The organism is Segeticoccus rhizosphaerae, assembly GCF_005222685.1.
Classification (GTDB): domain Bacteria; phylum Actinomycetota; class Actinomycetes; order Actinomycetales; family Dermatophilaceae; genus Segeticoccus; species Segeticoccus rhizosphaerae.
The window spans coordinates 49,049-70,698 of sequence record NZ_SWMA01000020.1; the positions used below are offsets into that span (position 1 = coordinate 49,049).

Here is a 21,650-nt window from a genome sequence, read left to right on the forward strand (position 1 = left end):
GACGTCAGAGGCCGAGCTCTGCGGCCGCCTCGGCCGAGGAGTCGCGCAGCAGCTGGGTGCACCGCTGCTGTTCGTCCGTCTCTCCGATCGCGGCCGCGGCGTGGGCGAGGGCGGCAAAGGCCCGCAGCACGCCGCGGTTGGGCTCGTGCGACCACGGGACCGGTCCCTGCCCGCGCCAGCCGTTCTTGCGCAGGGCGTCCAACCCGCGGTGGTAGCCGGTGCGGGCATAGGCGTAGCCCTGCACGGTCAGCCCGTCGGCCAGTGCGTCCTCGGCCAGCTGGGCCCACGCCAGGGAGGACGTCGGGTAGGCGGCGGCGACCTGCTCGGGATGCACGCCCTCCTCCAGCTTGGCCGCGGCGGGGTCGTCCGGCAGGTTCGTCGGGGGGATGCCCAGCAGGTTCTGCCCCGCGGTCACCGGCTGGTCCCCGCGCTGCTCAGGTGCTCGCACGCCTCCACGACGCGCGCCGCCATCGCGGCCTCCGCCTCCTTGCCCCACGAACGAGGGTCGTACTGCTTCTTGTTGCCGACCTCGCCGTCGACCTTGAGCACGCCCTCGTAGTTGGTCAGCATGTAGCCCGCGACCGGCCGGGTGAACGCGTACTGCGTGTCCGTGTCCACGTTCATCTTGATGACGCCGTAGCTCACCGCGGCGGCGATGTCCTCGGCGGACGAGCCGGAGCCGCCGTGGAAGACCAGGTCGAACGGCTTGGCACCTGGCTCCAGTCCCTTGGCCTTCGCCACCGCCTCCTGCGCGTCCTTGAGGATGTCGGGGCGCAGCTTGACGTTGCCCGGCTTGTAGACGCCGTGGACGTTGCCGAACGTCAACGCCGTGAGGTAGTGGCCCTTCTCGCCTAGCCCCAGCGCCTCGGCGGTGGCCAGCGCGTCCTCGGGCGTGGTGTAGAGCTTCTCGTTGATCTCGTTGGCCACGCCGTCCTCCTCGCCGCCCACGACCCCGATCTCCACCTCGAGCACGACGTGTGCCGCGGCCGCCAGCTCGAGCAGCTCCTCGGCGATCCGCAGGTTCTCCTCGAGCGGCACCGCCGAGCCGTCCCACATGTGCGACTGGAACCACGGCGTGCCGCCGGCCTTGACCCGCTCGGTCGACGCCGCGAGCAGCGGACGGACGAAGCCGTCGAGCTTGTCCTTCGGGCAGTGATCGGTGTGCAGCGCGATATTGACGTCGTAGTTCTTCGCGACCTGCTCGGCGTAGGACGCCAGCGCCAGTGAGCCGGCGACCATGTCCTTGACGGTCGGGCCGGAGAGGTACTCGGCACCGCCGGTGGAGACCTGGACGATCCCGTCACTGCCCGCCTCGGCGAAGCCACGGATCGCGGCGTTGAGGGTTTGGCTGGAGGTGACGTTGATCGCGGGGTAGGCGAAGGACTCGGCCTTCGCGCGGGCAAGCATGTCGGCGTAGACCTCGGGGGTGGCGATGGGCATCTGGGCTCCTTGCTCCGGCAGTGGTCCGTCGGTGGCAGTCGGCGCGCGCCGCTGCCCTGCTCCGATCCTTCCATGTTCGTCCCGGGAGCAGCAGGGGCCTCCTCCAACCGTGACCGGGGACCGCGGGCCGGCCTGCCCGTTAGGGTCGAGAAGGCAGCCCCGCCACCGGCACGAGGAGAACTCCGCATGACCGATCACGCTCGCGCCTACCCGGCCACCCGACGCGACGACACGGTGGAGGTGCTGCACGGGGTCGAAGTGCCCGACCCCTACCGCTGGCTCGAGGACCCGGACTCCGGCGAGACCAAGGCGTGGGTCGCCGCCCAGAACGCCGTCACGCAGGAGCACCTGTCCGCCCTGCCGGCGCGAGCGTGGTTCCAACGGGTGATGGAGGGCATCGTCGGCAGCCCGCGCGTCGGCGTGCCCGACCGGCACGGAACGCACCTCGTCGTCACACGCAACGACGGCACGCAGGAGCAGGACGTCTGGTATGCCGTCCGCTCGCCCGAGGACGTGGCTTCCGGCGGCCGCGTGCTCATCGACCCCAATCAGTTGTCCGCACACGGCTCCACGTCAGTCGGTGGGGTCACGGTGAGTCTCGACGACTCACTCCTGGCCTATGCGCTGAGCGACGCCGGCAGCGACTGGATGACCATCCGGGTGCTCGACCTGGCCACCGGGGAGCCGGTCGACGATGTGGTGGAGCAGGTCAAGTTCTCCCTGGCGACCTGGCTTCCGGACCACGCGTCATACCTCTATCTGCACTTCCCCACGCAGGGTGGCGCGACCGGCACCGATGCGAGCGAGCTGCCAGGGGGCCGGTTGATGCTGCACCGGCTGGGGCGGCCACAGCCCGAGGACGAGCTGGTGCTCGAGTTCCCCGACCAGCCAAGGCTCTTCGCGACGCCGGAGACCTCGCACGACGGGCGGTGGGTCATCGTCCACCTGGCCGAAGGCACTGAGCGCAACAACCGGCTGTGGGCCTTCCCCGTCGAGGACGGGCCGGCCGGGTCGCGCCTCGGCGAGCCGGTGCGGGTCGTCGACGAGGTTTGTGCGGCCTATGAGTTCATCCGCACCGACGGTGACGAGCTCTACCTGCGCACCGACGCCGACGCGCCGGCCGGTCGCGTCGTCAAGGTCGACCTGGGCCGGGCCCGCGAGACCGGAGGAGCTGAGTTCGCCCCGGTGCTGCCGGAGTCCGACGCCACCCTGCTCCACGTGGTGGCCGGTGGCGACGAGCTGATCGCCTACTCGCTGGAGGACGCCCAGCCCCGGTTGCGCCGCTACGGGCTCGACGGGACGCCCCGCGGAGAGGTGGCGGTCGGTCCGGGCGGGCTCACCGGCCTGTCCGCCCACGTGGGGACGCCGGACGTGTTCATCGGGGTCTCGACCGTCACGACGCGCTCGCAGCCGCTGCACCTGGACCTGTCGACCGGCACGCTCACGAGGCTGCCCCTGCCCGAGGGAGGCACGTTCACCCCTCCCGAGGTGGTGACGCAGCGGCGCCGCGCCACCAGCAAGGACGCCACGAGGGTGCCCTACTTCCTGGTCCACCGCGCGGACCTCGATCTGGACCAGCCGCGCCCGACCCTGCTCTACGGCTACGGCGGCTTCGACGTCCCCGTCCTGGCCGACTTCCGGCCGGCGTGGCCGGCTTGGCTCGCGGCGGGTGGGGTGCTGGCCATCGCCAACCTGCGTGGGGGCGGCGAGTACGGCGCGGCCTGGCACGACGCTGGCCGGCTGCGCCACAAGCAGAACGTGTTTGACGACTTCATCGCCATCGCCGAGGCGCTGCAGGCCGAGGGGGTCACCACGCCCGCACAGCTGGCGCTCCACGGCGGCAGCAACGGGGGCCTCCTGGTCGGCGCGACCATGACCCAGCGGCCCGAGCTCGCGGCCGTCGCCCTGCCCGCCGTCGGAGTGCACGACATGCTCCGGTTCCACAGGTTCACCATCGGCGGCGCGTGGACCTCCGACTTCGGCTCGCCGGACGACCCCGAGATGTTCCAGGTGATCCGCGCCTACTCGCCGCTGCACAACGTGCGCGAGGGCACGGCATACCCTGCGACGCTGGTGACCACGGGCGACCACGACGACCGCGTGGTGCCGGCGCACAGCCACAAGTTCACCTCCACGCTGCAGCACGCCCAGCGCGGTCCGGCGCCGGTGCTGACGCGGGTGCAGACCTCCGCCGGCCACGGCATGGGCAAGCCATCCAGCGTGGTCGCCGCCGAGACGGCCGACCTGCTGGCCTTCGCCGCCGCCCACACCGGCCTGACCCCCTGACCGCTCGCCCGGAATGATCGTTGGGTTTGCGACCAAACCCAACGATCATTGCCCACGAGCGCGGGAGGTGGGAGTGGGGGCGGGAGTGGGCGTGGGGGCGGTGACGGGCTGGTCGAAGACGTGGCGGCGGACCCAGGCGTGCATCGCGATCGCCGCGGCGGCGCCCGCGTTGATCGAGCGGGTCGAGCCGAACTGGCTGATGTCGAGCACCACGGCGCTGGCCGCGACCGCCTCGGCGCTCAGCCCGGGCCCCTCCTGCCCGAACAGCAGCAGGCAGTGCCGCGGCAGGTCGAAGGTCTCGATCGGGCGCGACCCGGGCAGGTTGTCGATGCCGATGATCGGTATGCCGGCCGGTCCCTCGCCGTTCGCCGCCGCCGGACCCGCCGGACCCGCCATGCTCGCCCAGGCGGCCAGGTCCGCGACGGTCGGGTGGTGGTGCTCCTGCTGGTAGCGGTCGGTGACCATGGCGCCGCGACGGTTCCAGCGACGCCGGCCGATGATGTGGAACGCGGCCGCGCCCATCGCGTTGGCGGTGCGGATCACCGAGCCGATGTTGAAGTCGTGGCCCCAGTTCTCCACGCCCACGTGGAAGTCGTGCCGCCGGGTCCGCAGGTCCGCGACGATCGCCTCGTGGGTCCAGTAGCGATAGCGGTCCACGACGTTGCGGCGGTCTCCCTCCGTCAGGAGCGACACGTCATACCGAGGGTCCGGCCGGCCGTTCGCGTCGACCGGCCAGGAGCCCCGCCACGGACCGACGCCCACGTCCTGCTGGTCCTCGCTCACGACATTCACTCTCTCAGCACCGGCACAGACTCCGTCACGTACCCTCGTGCGTGTGATGCCTGCGCTGGGTCCCGAGTGGATGGACCCCAACTACCTGCTGCAGCAGTTCGGGGACCAGTTCTTCTGGGTCAGCGTGCTGATCGTCTTCATCGAGTGCGGGCTGCTCTTCCCGATCCTGCCGGGCGACTCGCTGCTGTTCGCGATGGGCCTGTTCATCTCCAACGGCAGCGTGCACATGCACCTGTGGGTCGCGCTGCTGATCCTCAGCGCGTCGGCCTTCGCCGGCAACGTCGCGGGCTACGAGATCGGGCGGGCGGTCGGGCAGCCGCTCTACGAGCGGGACGGCCGGCTCCTGAAGAAGAAGTACTTCGACCAGACCCACGCCTTCTTCGACAAGCACGGCAACAAGGCCCTGGTGATCGGCCGGTTCGTGCCGATCGTGCGCACCTTCATCACCGTGGTGGCGGGCGTGGGCCGGATGGAACGGCGCCGGTTCTTCACCTGGAGCGGGATCGGGGCCCTGCTGTGGGCGTGCAGCATCACCCTGCTCGGCTACTTCCTGGGCAAGCAGTTCCCCGCACTGCAGGACAACCTCGAGCTCGCGATCCTGGTGATCGTGGCGTTCTCGCTGGTGCCGGCGGTGGTCGAGTACGTCCGGCACCGGCGCCAGTCACGGACCGGCACGAACGCCGGGTCCGTCGAGGCTTCCGGGCAGGCGCCTCACCGCGCCGACGACGTCTCCGACCAGCACTAGCCGGACGCGGCGCCACTCAGTAGCGCGTGCCCACTGCCGCCGGTATGCCGTCCAGCTCGGTCAGGTCCTCATCGGTCAGTGCCAGGTCGGTCGCCGCGATGTTGGCTTCGAGGTTCTTGACCTTGGTGGTGCCGGGGATCGGGACGACGTGGTCGCCCTGGGCCAGCACCCATGCCAGCGCCACCTCGGCCGGGGGCACACCGTGCCGGGTCGCCACGGCCCGCACGACGTCGACGATCGCCTGGTTTGCCGCGCCCGCGTCGCCCGTGAACCGTGGCAACCGTCCGCGGAAGTCGGACGCATCGATCGTCTTCGTGTCGAGCGCCCCGGTCAGGAACCCCCGACCGAGCGGTGAGAACGGCACGAACACCGCCTCGTGCTGGGCCGTCCAGGCCACCACGTCACCGGCCGGGGCACCGTCGGCGGTGCTGCCGCCACGTGCGTCGCGGGTCCACAGCGAGAATTCCGACTGCACCGCGGCGACCGGATGGATCGCCTGCGCGCGGTCGCACTGCTCGACGGACACCTCGCTGAGCCCGAGGGCGCGCACCTTGCCGTCGGAGACGAGCTCCGCCATGGCGCCCCAGGTCTCCTCGAGCGGGACGTCCGGGTCGACGCGGTGCAGGTAGTAGAGATCGATGACCTCGGTGCCGAGGCGGGTGAGGCTGGCGTCGACCGCCTCCCGGATGTGCTCGGGCCGTCCGTCCCGCGCTGTCGCAGGGGCGTTCGGCTCGCCCGTCGACACGAGGCCCACCTTCGTGGCGAGGACCGCCTCGTCCCGGCGTCCCTCGAGGGCCCGACCGACGAGCCGCTCGTTGTGCCCCGCTCCGTAGTAGTCGCTGGTGTCCAGCAGCGTGACGCCCGCGTCAAACGCGTGGTGGATCACCTCGATCCCGGCGGCCTCGTCACGAGCCTCGGGCGCGACATACGCCCAGCTCATGCCCATGCAGCCGAGTCCGATCGCGCCGACCGGCCGGTCGAGGACGGGGATGGTGCGCTGGTGCATGGTGATTCCTTCCTCTCGAGAATTCACCCTACGACGCCCACGCCGGGACGTCCTGCGCCACGGTCGCCTCACCAACCGGAACGCAGGACGTTACGGGCCGGTGGCGGGCAGGGTCACCGTCCGGGGTGGGTGCTACACGCGCATCGCCGCCGGGAGGACGAAGTAGTAGAGGCACCCGATGGCGATCAGGTAGACCAGGATGATCAGCGTCCAGCTCATGTTGTTGCGGATGACCTCGCCCTCGTTGCGCACGAACTTCGTCGTCGCCACCCCGACGCTCGCGGTCTGCGGCGCCACGGGTTTGCCGACCTCCGCCCCGATCGAGTTCAGCGACGGGAACAGCAGCACCGGCGCGCCGAGGATCTTGCCGACCGTGAACTGGAAGTGACCGAAGACCGCGTTGGACGAGGTGTTGCTGCCGGACAGCGCGACGGCGATCCAGCCCAGGATCGGCGCGAGGATGATGTAGACCGTCCCGACCTTGGCGAAGCCGTTGGCCATCGAGTTGGCCATGCCGCTGTAGTTGAAGACGTAGGCCAGACCGAAGATGAAGGGGCCGACGAGCAGCGCGCCCCACATCTGCTGCCAGGTCTGCGCGAACACGGCCTTGAACGCCGAGCGCGGAGGACGCAGGTAGGCCAGGATCAGCAGCCAGGACGCGAGGATCGCGGTGCCTGCCACGGCTGGAGCGAACTTCCACGAGGCGCCGCCGGTGGTCCCGGCCAGTGAGTCGATGAACTGCACCGTCGGCTGGTAGGGGACGTACTTGGGCAGCGGCGACCACGGCCCGGTCCACAGGATCACGACCACGATCAGGATTCCGAACGGCACCAGCGCGCGGACGACGCGACCCGGGGCCACGGCCGCGGCCGGCTCGTCGGGTCCTCCTGCGGCCGACATGGCACCCGGGCCGTCCCCGGTGGACAACGCCCCGGCCTCCTGCCGCCGCACCTCCTCGGGTGTCAGCTCGTGGCCGCCGAAGCCGAGGACCTCCTTGGGCCGCCAGACCCGCAGGAGCGCGAAGAGCGCGACGAACGACACCAGCGCGCCCGTGATGTCCGGCAGGTACGGTCCGACGAACTCGGCGATCGGGAACTGCCCGGCGATGTAGCCGAACGAGCCGACGATCGCGAGCGGCCAGCCGGTCCTGATCCCCTTCTTGCCACTGACGAGGTAGATCAGCACCCATGGCGGGGCCAGCGCCAGGATCGCGACGATGCGCCCGATCGACTGGGACAACGCAAAGAGCGGCAGGCCGGTCACGGCGGCCAGGCCGATGATCGGAGCTCCCAACGCCCCGAACGAGACGGGAGCGTTGTTGGCCAGCGCGGCGACGCGGATCGCGGACAGGTCGGCCACTCCCAAGGCGATCAGGATCGGCGCCACGACGGCCCACGGGTAGCCGAACCCGACCAGACCCTCCATCAGGGCCCCGAACGACCAAGCCAGCAGCAGGGTCTGCACGCGGATGTCCGCCGTCGCCTGGCGCACGAGCCAACCCTTGAAGTCGCCGAAGGCACCGGTCACGACCAACGTGTTGTAGACCACCACGCCCCAGAACACGATCCAGTCGACCGACCAGACGCCCGTGGCCGCGCCCAGACCGTATGACGCGAAGGTCGCACCCACCGGGGTGCTCCAGACGAGGATGCCGAGGATGATCGTCACCGCGGAGCCGATGATCACGGCCCGCCAGGCGGGCATCCGGAACACCGCCAGCAGGACCAGGAGGACGGCGACAGGGACGAGCGCCAGGAGCGTGTCGCCGGGAATGGAGCCGAGGGGGTCGAGGACTTGTCGGAACATGCGGACTCCCGTCTCGTCCGGTCGGGCGTCCCGGTGCGCGGCAGCCGACGACCGAACTCATCTCCGTCATGCGGGCTGAAACTTCCGAAGGAGGGCTATACCCCCGGCGAGGACGTTCAAACCCCCTGCCCGCTGCCTACGCTGTCGGGCCGGGCGCCCACACCGATACCGTCCTGACCATGACGATCACGATGGCAGGCAGCCCGCTCGAGCACGACCTGCCGCGGCAGCGAGGAGTGCTGGTCACCGGAGCGTCGCGAGGCGTCGGCGCCGAGGTGGCCCGGCTCTTCGCCTCCGCGTGCGGAGACCGGGTCGCGGTGCACTACCGCTCGTCCCGCGCCGAGGCCGAGGCCGTGGTGGCCGGACTCGAGGGCGACGGGCACGCGCTCGTGCAAGGCGATCTCGCCGATCCGGCTCAGGTCGAGCGGCTCGTCCGCGACGCCGCCGCCGCTCTGGGCAGGATCGACGTGCTGATCAACAACGCGGCGCTGTTCGCCGAGGACCCGGCCACCCAGGGAAGGCGACTCGACCTGAGCGTCGAGCACTCGTCATACGAGGAGTGGGTCCAGGGTTGGCGCCGCACCACCGACGTCAACCTGCTGGGCACGGCCAATGTCACCTACCTCGTGGCGCGGCACATGCTCGAGGTGGAGCCGGCGACCGGGTTCCCCCGCGGTCGGATCGTCACGGTCGGGTCGCGGGGCGCCTACCGTGGTGAGCCGCAGGTGCCGGCCTACGGCGCGAGCAAGGCCGGCGTGCACGCGATGACCCAGTCGCTCGCCGTGGCGTTGGCCCCGCATGGAATCGGCTGTGTCGGCATCGCCCCCGGCTTCATCGCGACCGACATGGGCGCCGCCGTGCTCGACGGGCCGGAGGGCGATGCGGTGCGCGCCCAGAGCCCGTTCGGCCGGGTGGCGATGCCCCGGGAGGTGGCCGCGGCGATCATGGCGCTGGCCCAGCCGGGCGCCGAGTGGGCCTCTGGAGCGATCCTCGACTTCAACGGCGCCTCCTACCTCCACTGACGCGAGGGCCGAGCGGGGCGCGGCGCCTAGGATCGGGGCCATGCCTGCCGAGATCGAGACGATGGACGACGTGCTGGTGGCCGCGCGGAGCTCGCTGCGGGGCGATCGGGTGCGCCTGCGCGAGCTGCGGGACGCCGACCTCGCCCCGCTGCAGGCCTGGTGGCGCGACCCCGAGGTCGCGGTCTTCAACAACCAGGTCAAACCGCAGCCCGATGCGCTGGTCGAGGAGATGCTGCGGGGGTGGAGTCGCAACGACGCGGCCGGCTCGGCGGCCTTCTGCATCGAGACCCTGGATTGCGAGCTCGTCGGCCACGCGGCCTTGTTCGGCGCTGAGGCCCAGAACCGGTGCGCGACCTTCGGGATCTTCCTCGACCCCGCGCGGCAGGGACAGGGCCTCGGTTCGGACGCGACCCGGCTGATGGTGCGCTACGGCTTCGAGACCCTCGGCCTGCACCGGATCGAGCTGTCGGTCAACGCGCTCAACACGCGCGCCGTGGCGGCCTACGAGAAGGCCGGTTTCGTCCGCGAAGGGCTGCTGCGCGAGAAGCTCTACTACGCCGGCGCCTTCCGCGACCAGGTCATCATGGGCGTCTTGGCTCCCTGATCCCGGCCGGGGTCAGCGAGCCGGTCCCTCCGGGCTGGTCGACGGCGGGGAGACCGGGCTGGTGGACGGAGGCGACACCGGGCTGCCGGGCTCTCCCCCAGCGGGTGCCCCCGCTCGCCCGGCGGGACCGGCGCTGCCTCCGGTGGAGAAGTCCACCGAGGGCGCCTCCCGCTGGGCCTGCTCCTCGACCTCGAAGTACTCCGCCCGGGTGATGTGGGCGATCCCGGCAATGATGTTGGTGGGGATGGTCTCGACCTTGGTGTTGAGCTGACGCACGTTGGCGTTGTAGTAGCGCCGGCCGGCCGCGATCCGGTCCTCGGTGGCGGCCAGCTCGTTCTGCAGTGCGAGGAAGTTCTGGTTGGCTTTCAGGTCGGGGTAGGCCTCGGCGACGGCGAACAGTCGGCCCAGCGCCTGGGTCAGCATGTTCTCGTTCTGCGCCGCCGCGGCCGGGCCCGCCCCGCCCGCCATCGCGGCCGACCGGGCCTGCATGACGCCCTCGAGGGTCCCCTTCTCGTGCGCGGCGTAGCCCTTGACCGTCTCCACGAGGTTGGGGATCAGGTCGTGCCGCCTCTTGAGCTCGACGTCGATCTGGTGCCAAGCCTCCTGCACCAGGTTGCGCAGCTTGATCAGCCCGTTGTAGGCCGTCACGGCCCAGATGCCGAGTATGACGATGATGGCGACGATGACGCCGATCACGATCCACATGGAGAGGCTCCCCTAGAGTTGTCCGTTGGGCCGATGGTAGCTGCCCACGACCGGTCAGGGGTCGGACGCCGGGATGGCTCTCCCGGGTCCATTCGGTCAGGCGAGCCCCAGCTCCTCGAGGCTGTATGCCGACACGTAGGTCAGTCCCTCGGCCTCCAGCTTCTCCTTCGCACCGGTCGCACGGTCGGCGATCGTGGCCACTGCAACCACCTCCGCGCCCTCGTCGCGAGCGGCGGCCACGGCGTCCAGCGGCGAGGCTCCGGTCGTGGTCGTGTCCTCGACCACGACCACCCGCCGGCCCTTGATCGAGGGGCCCTCGATGCGCTGCTGCAACCCGTGGGCCTTGCCCGCCTTGCGCACGACGAAGGCGTCGAGCCGGCCGCCGGCCGCGGCAGCTGCGTGCAGCATGGCCGTCGCGACCGGGTCTGCGCCGAGGGTGAGACCGCCCACGGCGTCGAACCGGAGGTCACGGGTGAGGTCGGACATGACCTGGCCCACGAGCGGAGCGGCCTCTCCGTCGAGGGTGATGCGGCGCAGGTCGACGTAGTAGTCGGCCTCCTTGCCGGAGGACAGGGTCACCCGGCCGTGCACGATGGCCTTGTCCTTGATCAGCTCGAGCAGGCGGTCACGGGCGGGGGTCGAAGAGTCGGTCACAAGCCCCCACCCTATCGAGCCACCCGTACGGCGTCCCGGGCGCGAGCTCAAAGACCCGAGGCGGGACGCCACAGGGCGGCGTCGGACCTCCCGCGCTCGAGGCCGGCACGCGCCGCCTCTGCGATGCCGTCGGCGGTCAGCCCCTGCTGATCCAGCAGCGCGTCACGGTCACCCATGCCCAGGAAGTCGTCGTCGAGTCCCAGAGTCACCAGTGGCACGGCGACTCGGCCGGTGCGCAGCGTTCGAGCAACCAGGTCGCCGAATCCGCCTGATATCGCGTTGTCCTCGACCGTCACGACCAGGTCGTGGGCGCCGGCCGAGCGCACGACCTCCTCGTCGAGCTCGGAGATCCACCGTGGGTCGACGACCGTGGCCGTGACACCCGTCTTGCGCAGCAGCTCGGCCGCCTCGAGCGCCTCACGAGCGAGCGGTCCGACCGTGAGCAGCAGCACGTGTCGGGGCGACTGGTGTGGCGGTCGTGCCAGGACGTCTGCACCGCCGAGGTGTGCGACGGCCGGGATCGGGTCGCCGGCCCTGCCCTTGGGGTAGCGCACGGCGGTCGGGCCCTGCTCGTGTGCGACGGCCTCGCGCAGCAGCAGCCGCAGCTGGTCACCGTCGCGGGGCGCGGCGACGCGGACGCCCGGCACGAGGTTGGTCAGCGCCACGTCCCACATGCCGTGGTGCGATGGCCCGTCCGGCCCGGTGACCCCCGACCGGTCCAGCACGAACGTCACGGGCAGGCGGTGCAGGGCCACGTCCATCAACATCTGGTCGAAGGCCCGGTTCAAGAAGGTGGAGTAGACGGCCACCACAGGATGCATACCCGCGGTGGCGAGACCCGCGGCGGAGGCAACCGCGTGCTGCTCGGCGATGCCGACATCGAAGACCCGCTCGGGACAGGCGCAGGCGAGGTCGAAGAGACCGGTCGGGCGCATCATCGCCGCGGTGATCGCGACGACGTCCTGCCGCTGGTGCGCGAGCTGCACGAGCTCCTGCGCCACCACGTCGGTCCACTTCGGTCCACCGGAGGCCGACCGGACACCGGTTGCGGGAGTCCTCTCGGGGCTCTCCACCCGGGAGGACTCGTGGACCAGGTGTCCGGTCGGGGTGTGGGGGGCGGGTGGGACGGCGTGCAGGCAGTCGGCCTCGTCGGTCTCGGCGGGCTCGTAACCGTGGCCCTTGCGGGTGACGCAGTGGACCACCACCGGGGCGGCCAGGCTGCGTGCCGACTCCAGCGCGTGCTCGAGCGCCGGGATGTCGTGCCCGTCCACCGGCCCGAGGTAGGCGAGACCGAGGTCGCGGAAGAAGTTGCCCCGAGCGGTGCCCGCCCGCAGCTCGGCCAGGTGTCGTGCCAGCGCCCCGACCGTGGGCGAGTAGGAACGCCCGTTGTCGTTGAGCACGATGACCACCGGGCGGTCGGGCGCCCCGCCGATGTTGTTCAGCGCCTCCCAGGCGAGCCCGCCGGTCATCGCGCCGTCCCCGATGACCGCCACGACCGCGCGCGCGGTCCGCTGCACCTGCGCCGCCTTGGCCAGCCCATCGGCATACGACAGCGCCGTCGAGGCATGCGAGTTCTCGACGATGTCGTGCGGACTCTCGGCGCGGTTGGGGTAGCCGGACAGCCCGTGCTCCTGCCGCAGGCTGCCGAAGCGGTGTCGGCGCCCGGTCAGCATCTTGTGGACGTAGGCCTGGTGGCCCGTGTCCCAGACGATGGCGTCGCGCGGTGACTCGAAGACGCGGTGCACCGCGATGGTCAGCTCCACGACTCCGAGGTTGGGCCCGAGGTGGCCGCCCGTGCGCGTGACCGACGAGATGAGGAGGTCGCGCAGTTCCTGTGCCAACCGGGGCAGCTCGGCCGCCGGCAGTCGCCGGAGCCCTGCCGGATCGATCACCTCGGGAAGCGCGCCGATGGTGGTCATCAGGCCCCCCTGACCGCCCGGATGGACTCGCGGAGCGATCCCATGGTGGCGAGCACCGCCGTGGGCTCGTAGCCGCAGTGGGCCATGCAGTTGGCGCACCGGTCGTCCTTGCCGCGGCCGTAGGAGTCCCAGTCGGTCGTCTCGATCAGCTCCCGGTAGGTCGTGGTGTAGCCGTCGGCCATCAGGTAGCACGGCCGTTGCCAGCCGTTCAGGGAGTATGACGGGATGCCCCACGCGGTGCAGCCGAAGTCCACCTTGCCCTCGAGGAAGTCGAGGAACATCGGGGAGTGGTTGAGCCGCCAGTGCTTGCGGCGGCCGTCTGCGAAGGCCTTGCTGAACAGCGCGTGCGTCTCGGCGACCCCGGGGAAGTGCTCCTGGTCGGGCGCCTTCTCGTAGGCGTAGGCCGGGGAGAGCATCATCTCGTCGACCTGGAGGTCGTCGTTGAGGAAGTCGAGGACGTCGATGATGTTCTGTGGGGTGTCCGAGGTGAAGAAGGTCGAGTTGGTCGTGACCCGGAAGCCGCGTGCCTTCAGCCACTTGATCGCCTCGACCGCCTCGTCGAAGCCGCCTTCGTGGTTGACCGAGGCGTCGTGCCGTTCGCGCAGGCCGTCGATGTGGACGGTGAACGCGAAGTAGGGCGACGGCTTGAAGTCGAACCGGTCCCACCACTTGCGCACCAGCATGGCGTTGGTGCACAGGAAGACGAACTTCTTGCGCGCCACCAGCTGGTTGACCAGGTCGTCGATCTGCGGGTGCATCAACGGCTCGCCACCCGCGATCGAGACCATCGGGGCGCCGCACTCCTCCATGGCATCCAGGGCCTGCTGCACGGGCATCCGCCGTCGCAGCTCGTCAGCCGGCTTTTGGATCTTGCCGCAGCCGGAACAGGCCAGGTTGCACGCAAAGAGCGGTTCGAGCTCGACCAGGAGCGGGAACTTCTCGCGCCGCAGGGCCTTCTGCTTCATCAGGTAGGCACCGATCTTCAAGGACTGGCGCAGGGGCATGGACATGGTCAGACCACCTCCTTGGGCAGCTGGAACTGGACGTTCTCCTCGGTGACGCTGGCCTCCCGGACCCTGATCCGGCCGAGGCCGGACAGGCAGGTGAGCAGTTCGTCGACCAGGTGTGGTGGGGCGGAGGCTCCGGCAGTGACCCCCACGCGGCGGGCGCCGGCGAGCCAGCGCAGGTCCACCGACTCGGCATCCTCGACGAGGTGGGCCTCCACGCCGTCGGCCTCGACGACCTCGACGAGCCGGTGGGAGTTCGAGGAGTTGGCGGAGCCGAGGACGAGCACGAGGTCTGCCTCACGGGCAACCGCACGCACCGCCTCCTGCCGGTTGGTGGTGGCGTAGCAGATGTCGTCCTTGCGCGGACCCGCAAGGGACGGAAAGCGCTGCCGCAGTACCGATGCCGCCTCTTGGGCCTCGTCGGCCGCGAGGGTCGTCTGCATGACGTAGGCGACGTTGTCGGGGTCAGGCACCGCGACCCTGGCCGCCTCCTGCGCGTCGGACACGACGACGACGTGCTCGGGCGCCTCGCCGCGGGTGCCCTCGACCTCCTCGTGCTCGTGGTGCCCGACAAGGACGACCGTGGCACCGCGGTCGGCGAATCGCCGCACCTCCGAGTGCACCTTGGTCACCAGCGGGCAGGTCGCGTCGACCACGCGCAGGTGCCGCCGCCGCGCGGCCAGGCGCACCTCCGGCGAGACACCGTGGGCGGCGAGCACCACCACGCCTCCCACGGGCACGTCGTCGACCTCCTCCACGAACACCGCGCCACGGCGCTCGAGACCGCGCACCACGTGGCTGTTGTGGACGATCTGGCGCCGGACGTGGACCGGGGGGCCGAGCTGTTCGAGGGCCCGCTCCACGGTCTCGATGGCACGCTCCACACCCGCGCAGAAGGACCGGGGAGCCGCCAACAGCACGTCTCGCTCACCGGTGGCCGCGGCCCACTGGTCGATCACAGGAGCGGCGCGCCCGAGCGCACGCAGCGCATTCGTGCCCCGCCAGACGGTGCCGGGCCGGAGCAGCGGCTGCGCTGGCGTATCCACGACTGCGCGCACCACGGCGAGCTGTCCGTGCGGCACCGCATTGCCGAGGTAGGCCGACTCGGTGTCGACCGCAACCGCGCCACAGCCGCGCAGTGCCACCCGGTCCATGCCGTCGACGACGTGCGGGCGGGTGAGGATCGAGCCGGTGTGCACCCGGAGGCCTTCGCGCCGGAGCGCCCCCGCCAGCAGCGGTCCCGCGTTGCAGGGGAAGACGCCCGCGCCGCTCACCTCGTGCGGGACCACCAGGTCGCCGGGACGCAGCTCATCGATGAGGGCGCCGGCCAGACCGGCCACGAGGGTCGGCACGTCCCGCCCGTCCGGCAGCCGGCCCTTCGGGCCGCGTCCGGTGCGGACGACGGTGGCGTCGAGCCGTCGACCGAGGGCGGCCTGCTCGGAACGCAGCGGCGTGCACACGCGGTAGGTCACGTCGTGGCCCCCGGGAAGTATCGGAGCGCAGCGGAGAACTTCGCGGGGTGACTCATGTCTCCCTCCTCCGGACGTAGCGGCCCAGCGCCCAGATCGGGAAGACCAGGCGGTAGAGGTGGTAGTTGATGTAGAAGTCACCCGGGAAGCCGGTGGCGGTGTAGAGGTCCTCGTCCCACGTGCCGTCCGGGCGCTGGCGCTGGACCAGCCAGCCGATGCCGCGCTCGACGCTCCTGCCTTCGCGGCCGACAGCCAAGAGAGCGAGCAGGGCCCACGCCGTCTGCGAGGGAGTCGATTCGCCGCGTCCCGCCCAGCCGGCGGGGTCGTCATAGGACCGCAGGTCCTCGCCCCAGCCCCCGTCGTCGTTCTGGTGGTCCTCCAACCAGCGCACGGCCCGGCCGATCTCGGGAGCGTCGGCCGGCAACCCTGCCGCGACCAGGGCCGGCACGACGGCGCCGGTGCCGTAGACGTAGTTGGCGCCCCACCGGCCGAACCAGGAGCCGTCGGGCTCCTGGGCGTTCAGCAGCCAGGCCACCCCGCGACGGCAGTCCTCACTGTCCTGGTCCCCCACCGCAGCCAGCATCTCCACCACGTGGGCGGTCACGTCGGCCGACGGTGGGTCGATGATCGCGCCGAAGTCGCAGAACGGCAGCGCGAGCGCCAGCGTGCTCGTGTTGTCCGCGTCGAAGGCTCCCCAGCCGCCGTCGCGCGACTGCATGCCGCGGGTCCACCTCACGCCTCGCTGGATCGAGGACTCGAGCCGCGCCGGGTCGGTGTGCCGGACCCGTGCGAGCGCCAGGACGATCTCGGCGGTGTCGTCAGTGTCGGGATAGCCGTCGTTGGCGAACTCGAAGGCCCAGCCACCCGATTCGAGGTTTGGGCGGCGCACCTGCCAGTCGCCGCCGGCGTCGATCTGCTCACCGAGCATCCAGTCCGTGGCGCGGGTCAGCACCTCGTCGTCAGCGGCAACCCCGGCATCCAGCAGCGCGGTCATCGCGAGCGCGGTGTCCCACACCGGTGACTGGCACGCCTCGAGGCGACGCGCCGGCCCGTCGGGGCCATCCTCCACGATGAGGAAGCCGTCGAGCCCGCGCAAGCCGGCTTGCATGGCCGGATGGTCGACCTCGAGCCCGAGCAGGTTCAGGGCGAGCAGCGAGTAGACCCAAGGCGGTTGGATGCCGCCCCAGCTGCCGTCCCCCTCCTGCCGCTCGAGGATCCACTCCTGCGCCCGCCGCACGGCGCGGCGCCGGACCGCACGCAGGGGGTGACGGGCATACCAGTGGAGGGCGCCGTCGAGGCGCTCGAACAGCCCGGCCGTGCTGTGGATCGGCGAGCGCGCCGGCCTCGGGCCACCGGTGCGCAGCTCATCGATGCCGAAGCGGAGTGGGCGTGCCGGGCGGAGGGTGCAGACCACGGAAAGGGGCACGATCGTCTGCCGCGCCCAGCACGCCCAGTCATAGATGTTCAGGGGCGCCCACGAGGGGAGGAAGATCATCTCCGGGGGGAGCGTGGGCAGCTCGTCCCAGGACCAGAGCCCGAAGAGCGCCAGCCAGATCCGGGTGAAGACCCGGGTCTGCTCGACTCCTCCGTGCTGCAGCACGTATGCCGCGGCGCGAGCCATGTGCGGGGCACCCGGCTGGTCTCCCGCCAGCCGCAGCGCGACCCACGCCTCGACCGTCGTGGACAGGTCGGGCGGGCCGCCGTAGAAGTTGGCCCACGTGCCGTCGGCCCGTTGCTGCCGCCGGATCCAACGGGCCGCCGCCTGTGTCTCCGAGTCGGTGCGGACCCCGAGGAACTCCCGCAACAGGAGGTCCTCGGCGTCCATCGTGACGTTCGTCTCCAGCTCGCCCTTCCACCAGCCCTGCTCGTCCTGCAGGCCCCGCAGGTGCGCCACCGCGGCGTCCAGGGCCCGCCGTGCGGCGCTGGGGACCACGACCGACGTGCGCGGCGCAGCAGGCACGGAGCCGGTGCGCAGGCGACGCTCTCCGACGGTGGTCATCAGGCATCCCTCCCCACCACGAAGTTGCCGAGGCTGATCAGCTCGTCCGTGACCTGGTCCGGCAGGTCGACCGCCTGGATCGCCTTCAGCGCCAAGGCCAGCCGTCGTTCGGCCTCCTGCTGGGCCCACGCTCGCCCACCGCCGCGCTCGACCAGCTCGGCGCCCTGCGACAGCCGGGCCTCGTCGTCCGCCCGCTGGGGCTCGGCCAGCCAGGCCAGGAGCTCTCGACCGACGGCACCGCCGTGCTCCGTGGCGTAGGCGATCGGCAGTGTCTTCTTGCGCGAGCGCAGGTCGGAGTGCACCGGCTTGCCCGTGGTCACGGGGTGGCCCCAGATGCCGAGCAGGTCGTCGACGAGCTGGAAGGCGATGCCGAGCTGCCCGCCATACGTGGACAACGCCTCGATCACGGGCTCCTCCGCCGCTGCCAGCACTGCCCCGATCGCAGCACTGGCTGCAAGGAGCGCACCGGTCTTGCCGGCCGCCATGTCGATGCACTCCGACACCGTGACCCTGCTGCGTGTCTCGAAGGCGAGGTCCTCGACCTGTCCGCGGACCAGCTCCCGGGTGGCCGTCGCGAGCAGCCTGCTGGCTTGTGCCGCCTGCGGGGAGGGGCTCTCCAGGATGACCTCGTGGGCCAGCGAGAGCAGCGCGTCACCGGCGAGGATCGCGGTGGACTCCCCCCACACCGACCAGACCGTCCGGCGGTGCCGACGCTCCGCGTCGCCGTCCATGACGTCGTCGTGCAGCAACGAGAAGTTGTGGACCAGCTCGACCGCGACCGCGCCGGGCAGGCCGACCTCGACCGACGCCCCGGCCGCCTGGGCCGACAGCAGCGCGAGGACGGGGCGCAATGCCTTGCCCTCGGGGCCATCCACCGGGCGGCCTCCCTGGTCCAGCCATCCCAGGTGGTAGCCGGCGACCCGGCGCGTGCGGTCGTCCAACCGGCTCACGGCATCCTGCAGGGCGGGGTGCACGAGGGCGCGGCCGCTGGTGAGGGTGGTCGTCGTCGACACGGTCATGCGACCACCTCCTGCACGCGCGCACCGCCCGACCGGACGGGGTTCCTCAGCAGGTGAGCCACCGCGGTGTGGCCGCTGCGCACGGCCCCCTCCATCGTCGCCGGCCAACCGGTGGCGGTCCATGCTCCGGCCAGGGCGAGGCCGGGCAGTCCCGTCGCCGCCCCGGGTCGTATGCTCGCCGTCCCCGGCCGGCAGCGGAAGGTCGCCTGCCGTTCCCGGGTGACGAAGACGTCCTCCACCCGGGCCGCGCCGGCCCGGCGCAGCAGGTCGGACAGGGCTGGGAGCAGCCGGTCGCGCACCTGGGCGGTCGGCAGGTCGACCAGGTCGTCCGCCGCCGAGACGGAGACCGCGACGTACTGGCCCCGCTGCAGTCCCGAAGGGCCCGTGCGGTCGAACACCCATTGCAGCGGGCTGTCCACGGCGGCCAGGAAGGGCTCGGACAGCACCGTGCGGTCATAGACCACGTGCAGGTTCACGATGGGGCTGGCGCCCAGCCGGAAGGACCAACCCGGGTCCGGCCCGATGGCGCCCTCCGGCAGCAGGTCCTCGGCCACGACCGGCGGCACCGCCAGCACGACCGCGTCGGCCTCGACGGACCCACCGTCGACCGCGACGCTCCACCGGTCGTCGTGCCGGCGCAGCGCCCTGACCCGCGCTCGGGTGCGCACCTGCGCGCCCTCGCGCTCGAGCACGTCGGTCGCGGCATCGCCGTGCAGACGCCGCAACGGTGCGTTGGCCCAGCCGATGTCACCGGCGGACGCCGACCCGAGGACGCCCTGCTGGAAGACGACGGCACCCAGGGCGAGCGACGCCTCGGCCGCGGGCGCGTTGAGGGTGGCGATGCCGATCAGGTCCCACAGGGCCTCGAGGCTGCGAGGGCTCTGGCCGTGCTCCCCCAGCCACGAGCCGAAGGAACGCTTGTCAGTGGCGGGATCGTCGACGTCGATTCGCTTGAGGCCCAAGGCAGCCCGCGCCGCCCTCAGGCGCTCCGCCGGTTCCAGCCACCGGTAGCGCGCCAGGGCGGCGCCGAGGTGCAGCGGCGCGGGCAGTCCACTTCGACGCAGCCGCGACACCTGTCCCGAGTCCCCGCTCGCGACGGGGACGTCCAAGCGGTCCTGGAGGGTGACCAGGTGGGCCACCCCGAGCCGGTCCAGCAGCCCCCGGTATGCGGTGCAGCACCGCAGGAAGACGTGCTGCCCGTTGTCCACCCACAGCCCGTGACGACGGAAGGAGTGGGTCAGGCCACCGAGCCAGCCGCGCGACTCCAGGACGGTGACGTCCGCGCCGGCGTCGATGCAGTCGAGGGCCGCCGTGATGCCGGCCAGCCCGCCGCCGACCACCACGACCCGTGTCCTCCCGGCGGCCATCAGCGCCTCCCCGCCAGGGCCGAGACCGCCACACGCACCTTCTGGCCCGAGCCCAGCGACAGGCGCCGGTCGTAGACGGTGGTCGGGTCCTCCTCGATGACGTCGAGCAGGTGGCTGTAGATGCCGGCCATCGCCTGGCAGCAGGCGGCGCTACGACGGTCGAGGTGAGGCAGCAGCCGGTTGCCGAGGGAGTACCAGTCGCGCGCCCGGGACGCGAACGCCCGCAGCATCGCCGCCAGGCGGCCGTCCGGGTCGTCCAGCGAGCCGTAGTCGTCGAGCCTGAGGGTCACCCCGAACCGGTCCAGCTCGTCCTTGGGCAGGTAGACCCTGCCGTGGAGGAGGTCCTCGCGGACGTCTCGCAGGATGTTGGTCTGCTGCAACGCGATTCCCAGCTGGTCGGCATACAGGCTGGCACGCGGCTCGGCATCGCTGCCGAACACGCCCAGGCACAGGCGACCTACGGTGCCCGCGACCCGCCGGCAGTAGAGGACCAGCTCCTCGAAGTCGGTGTAGCTGACGCCCATGAGGTCCATCCCGACGCCGTCCAACAGCTCGTCGAACGCCTCGAGCGGCACGGGATAGCGCCGCGCGGTGTCGCTGACGGCGACGAGCACGGGGTCGCTGCTGGAGTCCATCTCGTGCACGCTGTGACGGACCTTGGTGAGCGCAACCGCCTTGTCGACGCCGGAGAGGTCGCCGTCGCCGATGTCGTCGATGCGCCGGGCGAGCGCGTAGAGGGCGCACAACGCCGAGCGCTTGGGTGCTGGCAGGAGGCGGATGCCGTAGAAGAAGTTGCGGGCCTCGGATCGGGTGATCTCCTCGCACCGACGGTAGGCCTCTTCCACGGACGTCATGCCCACCACCTGCCCGACGGACGAAGGAGTATTCCTGTCAGGTGCCGTGCCAGCCCTGCCCGGGTCGGGGACGCGTCCTGTCCGAGCACGTCGCCTCCGGTGCGCAGCAGGGCGTCGGCAGTGGCCCGTCCGCCGGCGACGAAGCCGGCCACCGACAGGCGCGCCCAGCCGTGCAGCTCGCCCACGAGGGGGGCGCCGCTCTCGAGCAACGCACGGGCACAGTCGATCTCGTGACGCATCAGTCGTCGGAGGTGCTTCGAGGCAACTTGTGCTCCGAGGGCCTTCTCATCCACGCCGAACGCGGCCAGGTCCTCCAGTGGCAGGTAGACCCGGCCCGCCAGGAAATCCTCCCGGACGTCCTGCCAGTGCTCGAGCAGCTGCAGGGCGGAACAGACCCGGTCGGAGAGCACGGCGCAGTGCGGCTCGTCGACACCGAAGACCCGCAGGACGATTCGCCCGATCGGGTCGGCGGAGAGGCGGCAGTAGCCGAGGAGCTCCTCGAGGGTGGCGTAGCGAGAGACCTGCTGGTCCTGCAGGTTGGCCTCGACCAGTCGGTCGAACAGGTCCTGCTCGAGGTCGCACTCGCGCACCGTCGGCGCGAGCTGTCGCAGGACGGGGTGTGTCGGCCGCTCGCCCAGCCAGATCCGATCCAGGTCTGTGCGCAGCTCCTGCAGCTGAGCCTTGCGGTCACCCTCCGCCTCGTCCCCCGTGTCGTCGATCATCCGCGCCACCGCGTAGACCGAGTGCAGGTGCTCCCGATGACGGCGAGGGAGTGCCCGCAACGCGACCGGGAAGTTCTCCGCGCGTTCGCGTTGTCGGTGCGCCAGCGAGTCTGGCGCATCCCAGGGCAGGGAGAGCGAATCCGCCATGCATTGATCATTGCGGTTGACGCCGGCCCGCGTCTGCGACCGCCAAGGCAGATTTCGATCCTGAAACTGTCACTGAATGATAAATTT

19 protein-coding genes are annotated in these 21,650 nt (G+C 71.2%); 4 read left to right on the plus strand and 15 right to left on the minus strand.

The features are described from left to right. Window positions 1–4: 4 nt before the first annotated feature. Window positions 5–415, minus strand: coding sequence for a DUF3151 domain-containing protein (locus tag FCN22_RS22250; protein WP_137122173.1), 411 nt, complete (start codon window positions 413–415; stop codon window positions 5–7). Continuing rightward, window positions 412–1,440, minus strand: a complete 1,029-nt coding sequence (fbaA, locus tag FCN22_RS13840) for a class II fructose-bisphosphate aldolase (RefSeq protein ID WP_137122148.1) — start codon at window positions 1,438–1,440, stop codon at window positions 412–414. Before fbaA ends, FCN22_RS22250 begins: the two co-directional genes overlap by 4 nt. A 186-nt stretch (window positions 1,441–1,626) precedes the next feature. Between fbaA and FCN22_RS13845 the strand changes: the two genes are divergently transcribed. Next, window positions 1,627–3,726, plus strand: a complete 2,100-nt coding sequence (locus FCN22_RS13845) for a prolyl oligopeptidase family serine peptidase (RefSeq protein ID WP_137122149.1) — start codon at window positions 1,627–1,629, stop codon at window positions 3,724–3,726. 45 nt (window positions 3,727–3,771) lie between these two features. Here FCN22_RS13845 and FCN22_RS13850 read toward each other — a convergent pair whose 3' ends face one another. Then, a complete protein-coding gene (locus FCN22_RS13850; RefSeq protein ID WP_202911574.1) occupies window positions 3,772–4,509 on the minus strand; it encodes a TrmH family RNA methyltransferase in 738 nt (245 codons plus the stop codon). 55 nt (window positions 4,510–4,564) lie between these two features. On the opposite strand from FCN22_RS13850, the gene FCN22_RS13855 reads away from it, so the two are divergent. Beyond that, entirely contained in the window at window positions 4,565–5,263 is a 699-nt protein-coding gene (locus FCN22_RS13855; RefSeq protein WP_137122174.1) for a DedA family protein, read from the plus strand. Between the two features lie 16 nt (window positions 5,264–5,279). Here the strand turns inward: FCN22_RS13855 and FCN22_RS13860 are convergent, their stop codons facing one another. Together FCN22_RS13860 and FCN22_RS13865 are read right to left on the minus strand one after the other, a co-directional pair. Beyond that, window positions 5,280–6,269 (minus strand): aldo/keto reductase, encoded by a 990-nt coding sequence (locus FCN22_RS13860; protein ID WP_137122151.1) that lies wholly within the window; start codon window positions 6,267–6,269, stop codon window positions 5,280–5,282. A 132-nt stretch (window positions 6,270–6,401) separates the two neighbouring features. Next, the gene (locus FCN22_RS13865; RefSeq protein WP_137122152.1) at window positions 6,402–8,075 is read right to left on the minus strand and encodes an L-lactate permease; all 1,674 of its coding nucleotides are present in this window, start codon (window positions 8,073–8,075) and stop codon (window positions 6,402–6,404) included. Between the two features lie 179 nt (window positions 8,076–8,254). Here FCN22_RS13865 and FCN22_RS13870 point away from each other — a divergent pair, with 179 nt between their 5' ends. Together FCN22_RS13870 and FCN22_RS13875 are read left to right on the plus strand one after the other, a co-directional pair. Continuing rightward, window positions 8,255–9,097, plus strand: a complete 843-nt coding sequence (locus tag FCN22_RS13870) for an SDR family NAD(P)-dependent oxidoreductase (RefSeq protein WP_238384736.1) — start codon at window positions 8,255–8,257, stop codon at window positions 9,095–9,097. 40 nt (window positions 9,098–9,137) lie between these two features. Beyond that, window positions 9,138–9,701: a GNAT family N-acetyltransferase gene (locus FCN22_RS13875; protein ID WP_202911575.1), complete on the plus strand. Its 564-nt coding sequence runs from the start codon at window positions 9,138–9,140 to the stop codon at window positions 9,699–9,701. A 12-nt stretch (window positions 9,702–9,713) separates the two neighbouring features. Here the strand turns inward: FCN22_RS13875 and FCN22_RS13880 are convergent, their stop codons facing one another. The 10 genes from FCN22_RS13880 to hpnC all read right to left on the minus strand — a co-directional run bounded on the left by FCN22_RS13880 (window position 9,714) and on the right by hpnC (window position 21,563). Further along, complete coding sequence (locus tag FCN22_RS13880; protein ID WP_137122153.1) at window positions 9,714–10,406, minus strand: LemA family protein; 693 nt, start codon at window positions 10,404–10,406, stop codon at window positions 9,714–9,716. Between the two features lie 96 nt (window positions 10,407–10,502). Then, window positions 10,503–11,060 carry an orotate phosphoribosyltransferase gene (pyrE, locus tag FCN22_RS13885; protein WP_137122154.1) on the minus strand — a complete coding sequence of 186 codons (558 nt, stop codon included), beginning with the start codon at window positions 11,058–11,060 and terminating at the stop codon, window positions 10,503–10,505. Between the two features lie 47 nt (window positions 11,061–11,107). Beyond that, window positions 11,108–12,979, minus strand: coding sequence for a 1-deoxy-D-xylulose-5-phosphate synthase (locus FCN22_RS13890; RefSeq protein ID WP_137122155.1), 1,872 nt, complete (start codon window positions 12,977–12,979; stop codon window positions 11,108–11,110). Beyond that, window positions 12,979–13,989, minus strand: a complete 1,011-nt coding sequence (gene hpnH / locus FCN22_RS13895; protein ID WP_137122156.1) for an adenosyl-hopene transferase HpnH — start codon at window positions 13,987–13,989, stop codon at window positions 12,979–12,981. The genes FCN22_RS13890 and hpnH overlap by 1 nt, the downstream gene beginning before the upstream one ends. A gap of 2 nt (window positions 13,990–13,991) precedes the next feature. Then, window positions 13,992–15,458, minus strand: coding sequence for a 4-hydroxy-3-methylbut-2-enyl diphosphate reductase (ispH, locus tag FCN22_RS13900; RefSeq protein WP_137122157.1), 1,467 nt, complete (start codon window positions 15,456–15,458; stop codon window positions 13,992–13,994). 52 nt (window positions 15,459–15,510) lie between these two features. Continuing rightward, entirely contained in the window at window positions 15,511–17,454 is a 1,944-nt protein-coding gene (shc, locus tag FCN22_RS13905) for a squalene--hopene cyclase (protein WP_137122158.1), read from the minus strand. Next, window positions 17,454–18,473 (minus strand): polyprenyl synthetase family protein, encoded by a 1,020-nt coding sequence (locus FCN22_RS13910; RefSeq protein WP_137122159.1) that lies wholly within the window; start codon window positions 18,471–18,473, stop codon window positions 17,454–17,456. Before FCN22_RS13910 ends, shc begins: the two co-directional genes overlap by 1 nt. After that, window positions 18,470–19,840, minus strand: a complete 1,371-nt coding sequence (gene hpnE / locus FCN22_RS13915; RefSeq protein WP_137122160.1) for a hydroxysqualene dehydroxylase HpnE — start codon at window positions 19,838–19,840, stop codon at window positions 18,470–18,472. Before hpnE ends, FCN22_RS13910 begins: the two co-directional genes overlap by 4 nt. After that, a complete protein-coding gene (gene hpnD, locus FCN22_RS13920) occupies window positions 19,840–20,694 on the minus strand; it encodes a presqualene diphosphate synthase HpnD (RefSeq protein WP_137122161.1) in 855 nt (284 codons plus the stop codon). The genes hpnE and hpnD overlap by 1 nt, the downstream gene beginning before the upstream one ends. Next, a complete protein-coding gene (gene hpnC, locus FCN22_RS13925) occupies window positions 20,691–21,563 on the minus strand; it encodes a squalene synthase HpnC (RefSeq protein WP_137122162.1) in 873 nt (290 codons plus the stop codon). Before hpnC ends, hpnD begins: the two co-directional genes overlap by 4 nt. Between the last annotated feature and the right edge of the window lie 87 nt (window positions 21,564–21,650).

What these genes read in the sequence shown, in the direction of transcription:
- fbaA (WP_137122148.1), bottom strand. Translation starts at nt 1,440, where the DNA reads ATGCCCATCGCCACCCCCGAGGTCTACGCCGACATGCTTGCCCGCGCG.
- FCN22_RS13845 (WP_137122149.1), top strand. Translation starts at nt 1,627, where the DNA reads ATGACCGATCACGCTCGCGCCTACCCGGCCACCCGACGCGACGACACG.
- FCN22_RS13855 (WP_137122174.1), top strand. Translation starts at nt 4,565, where the DNA reads ATGCCTGCGCTGGGTCCCGAGTGGATGGACCCCAACTACCTGCTGCAG.
- FCN22_RS13860 (WP_137122151.1), bottom strand. Translation starts at nt 6,269, where the DNA reads ATGCACCAGCGCACCATCCCCGTCCTCGACCGGCCGGTCGGCGCGATC.
- FCN22_RS13865 (WP_137122152.1), bottom strand. Translation starts at nt 8,075, where the DNA reads ATGTTCCGACAAGTCCTCGACCCCCTCGGCTCCATTCCCGGCGACACG.
- FCN22_RS13870 (WP_238384736.1), top strand. Translation starts at nt 8,255, where the DNA reads ATGACGATCACGATGGCAGGCAGCCCGCTCGAGCACGACCTGCCGCGG.
- FCN22_RS13875 (WP_202911575.1), top strand. Translation starts at nt 9,138, where the DNA reads ATGCCTGCCGAGATCGAGACGATGGACGACGTGCTGGTGGCCGCGCGG.
- FCN22_RS13880 (WP_137122153.1), bottom strand. Translation starts at nt 10,406, where the DNA reads ATGTGGATCGTGATCGGCGTCATCGTCGCCATCATCGTCATACTCGGC.
- FCN22_RS13890 (WP_137122155.1), bottom strand. Translation starts at nt 12,979, where the DNA reads ATGACCACCATCGGCGCGCTTCCCGAGGTGATCGATCCGGCAGGGCTC.
- hpnH (WP_137122156.1), bottom strand. Translation starts at nt 13,989, where the DNA reads ATGTCCATGCCCCTGCGCCAGTCCTTGAAGATCGGTGCCTACCTGATG.
- shc (WP_137122158.1), bottom strand. Translation starts at nt 17,454, where the DNA reads ATGACCACCGTCGGAGAGCGTCGCCTGCGCACCGGCTCCGTGCCTGCT.
- FCN22_RS13910 (WP_137122159.1), bottom strand. Translation starts at nt 18,473, where the DNA reads ATGACCGTGTCGACGACGACCACCCTCACCAGCGGCCGCGCCCTCGTG.
- hpnE (WP_137122160.1), bottom strand. Translation starts at nt 19,840, where the DNA reads ATGGCCGCCGGGAGGACACGGGTCGTGGTGGTCGGCGGCGGGCTGGCC.
- hpnD (WP_137122161.1), bottom strand. Translation starts at nt 20,694, where the DNA reads ATGACGTCCGTGGAAGAGGCCTACCGTCGGTGCGAGGAGATCACCCGA.
- hpnC (WP_137122162.1), bottom strand. Translation starts at nt 21,563, where the DNA reads ATGGCGGATTCGCTCTCCCTGCCCTGGGATGCGCCAGACTCGCTGGCG.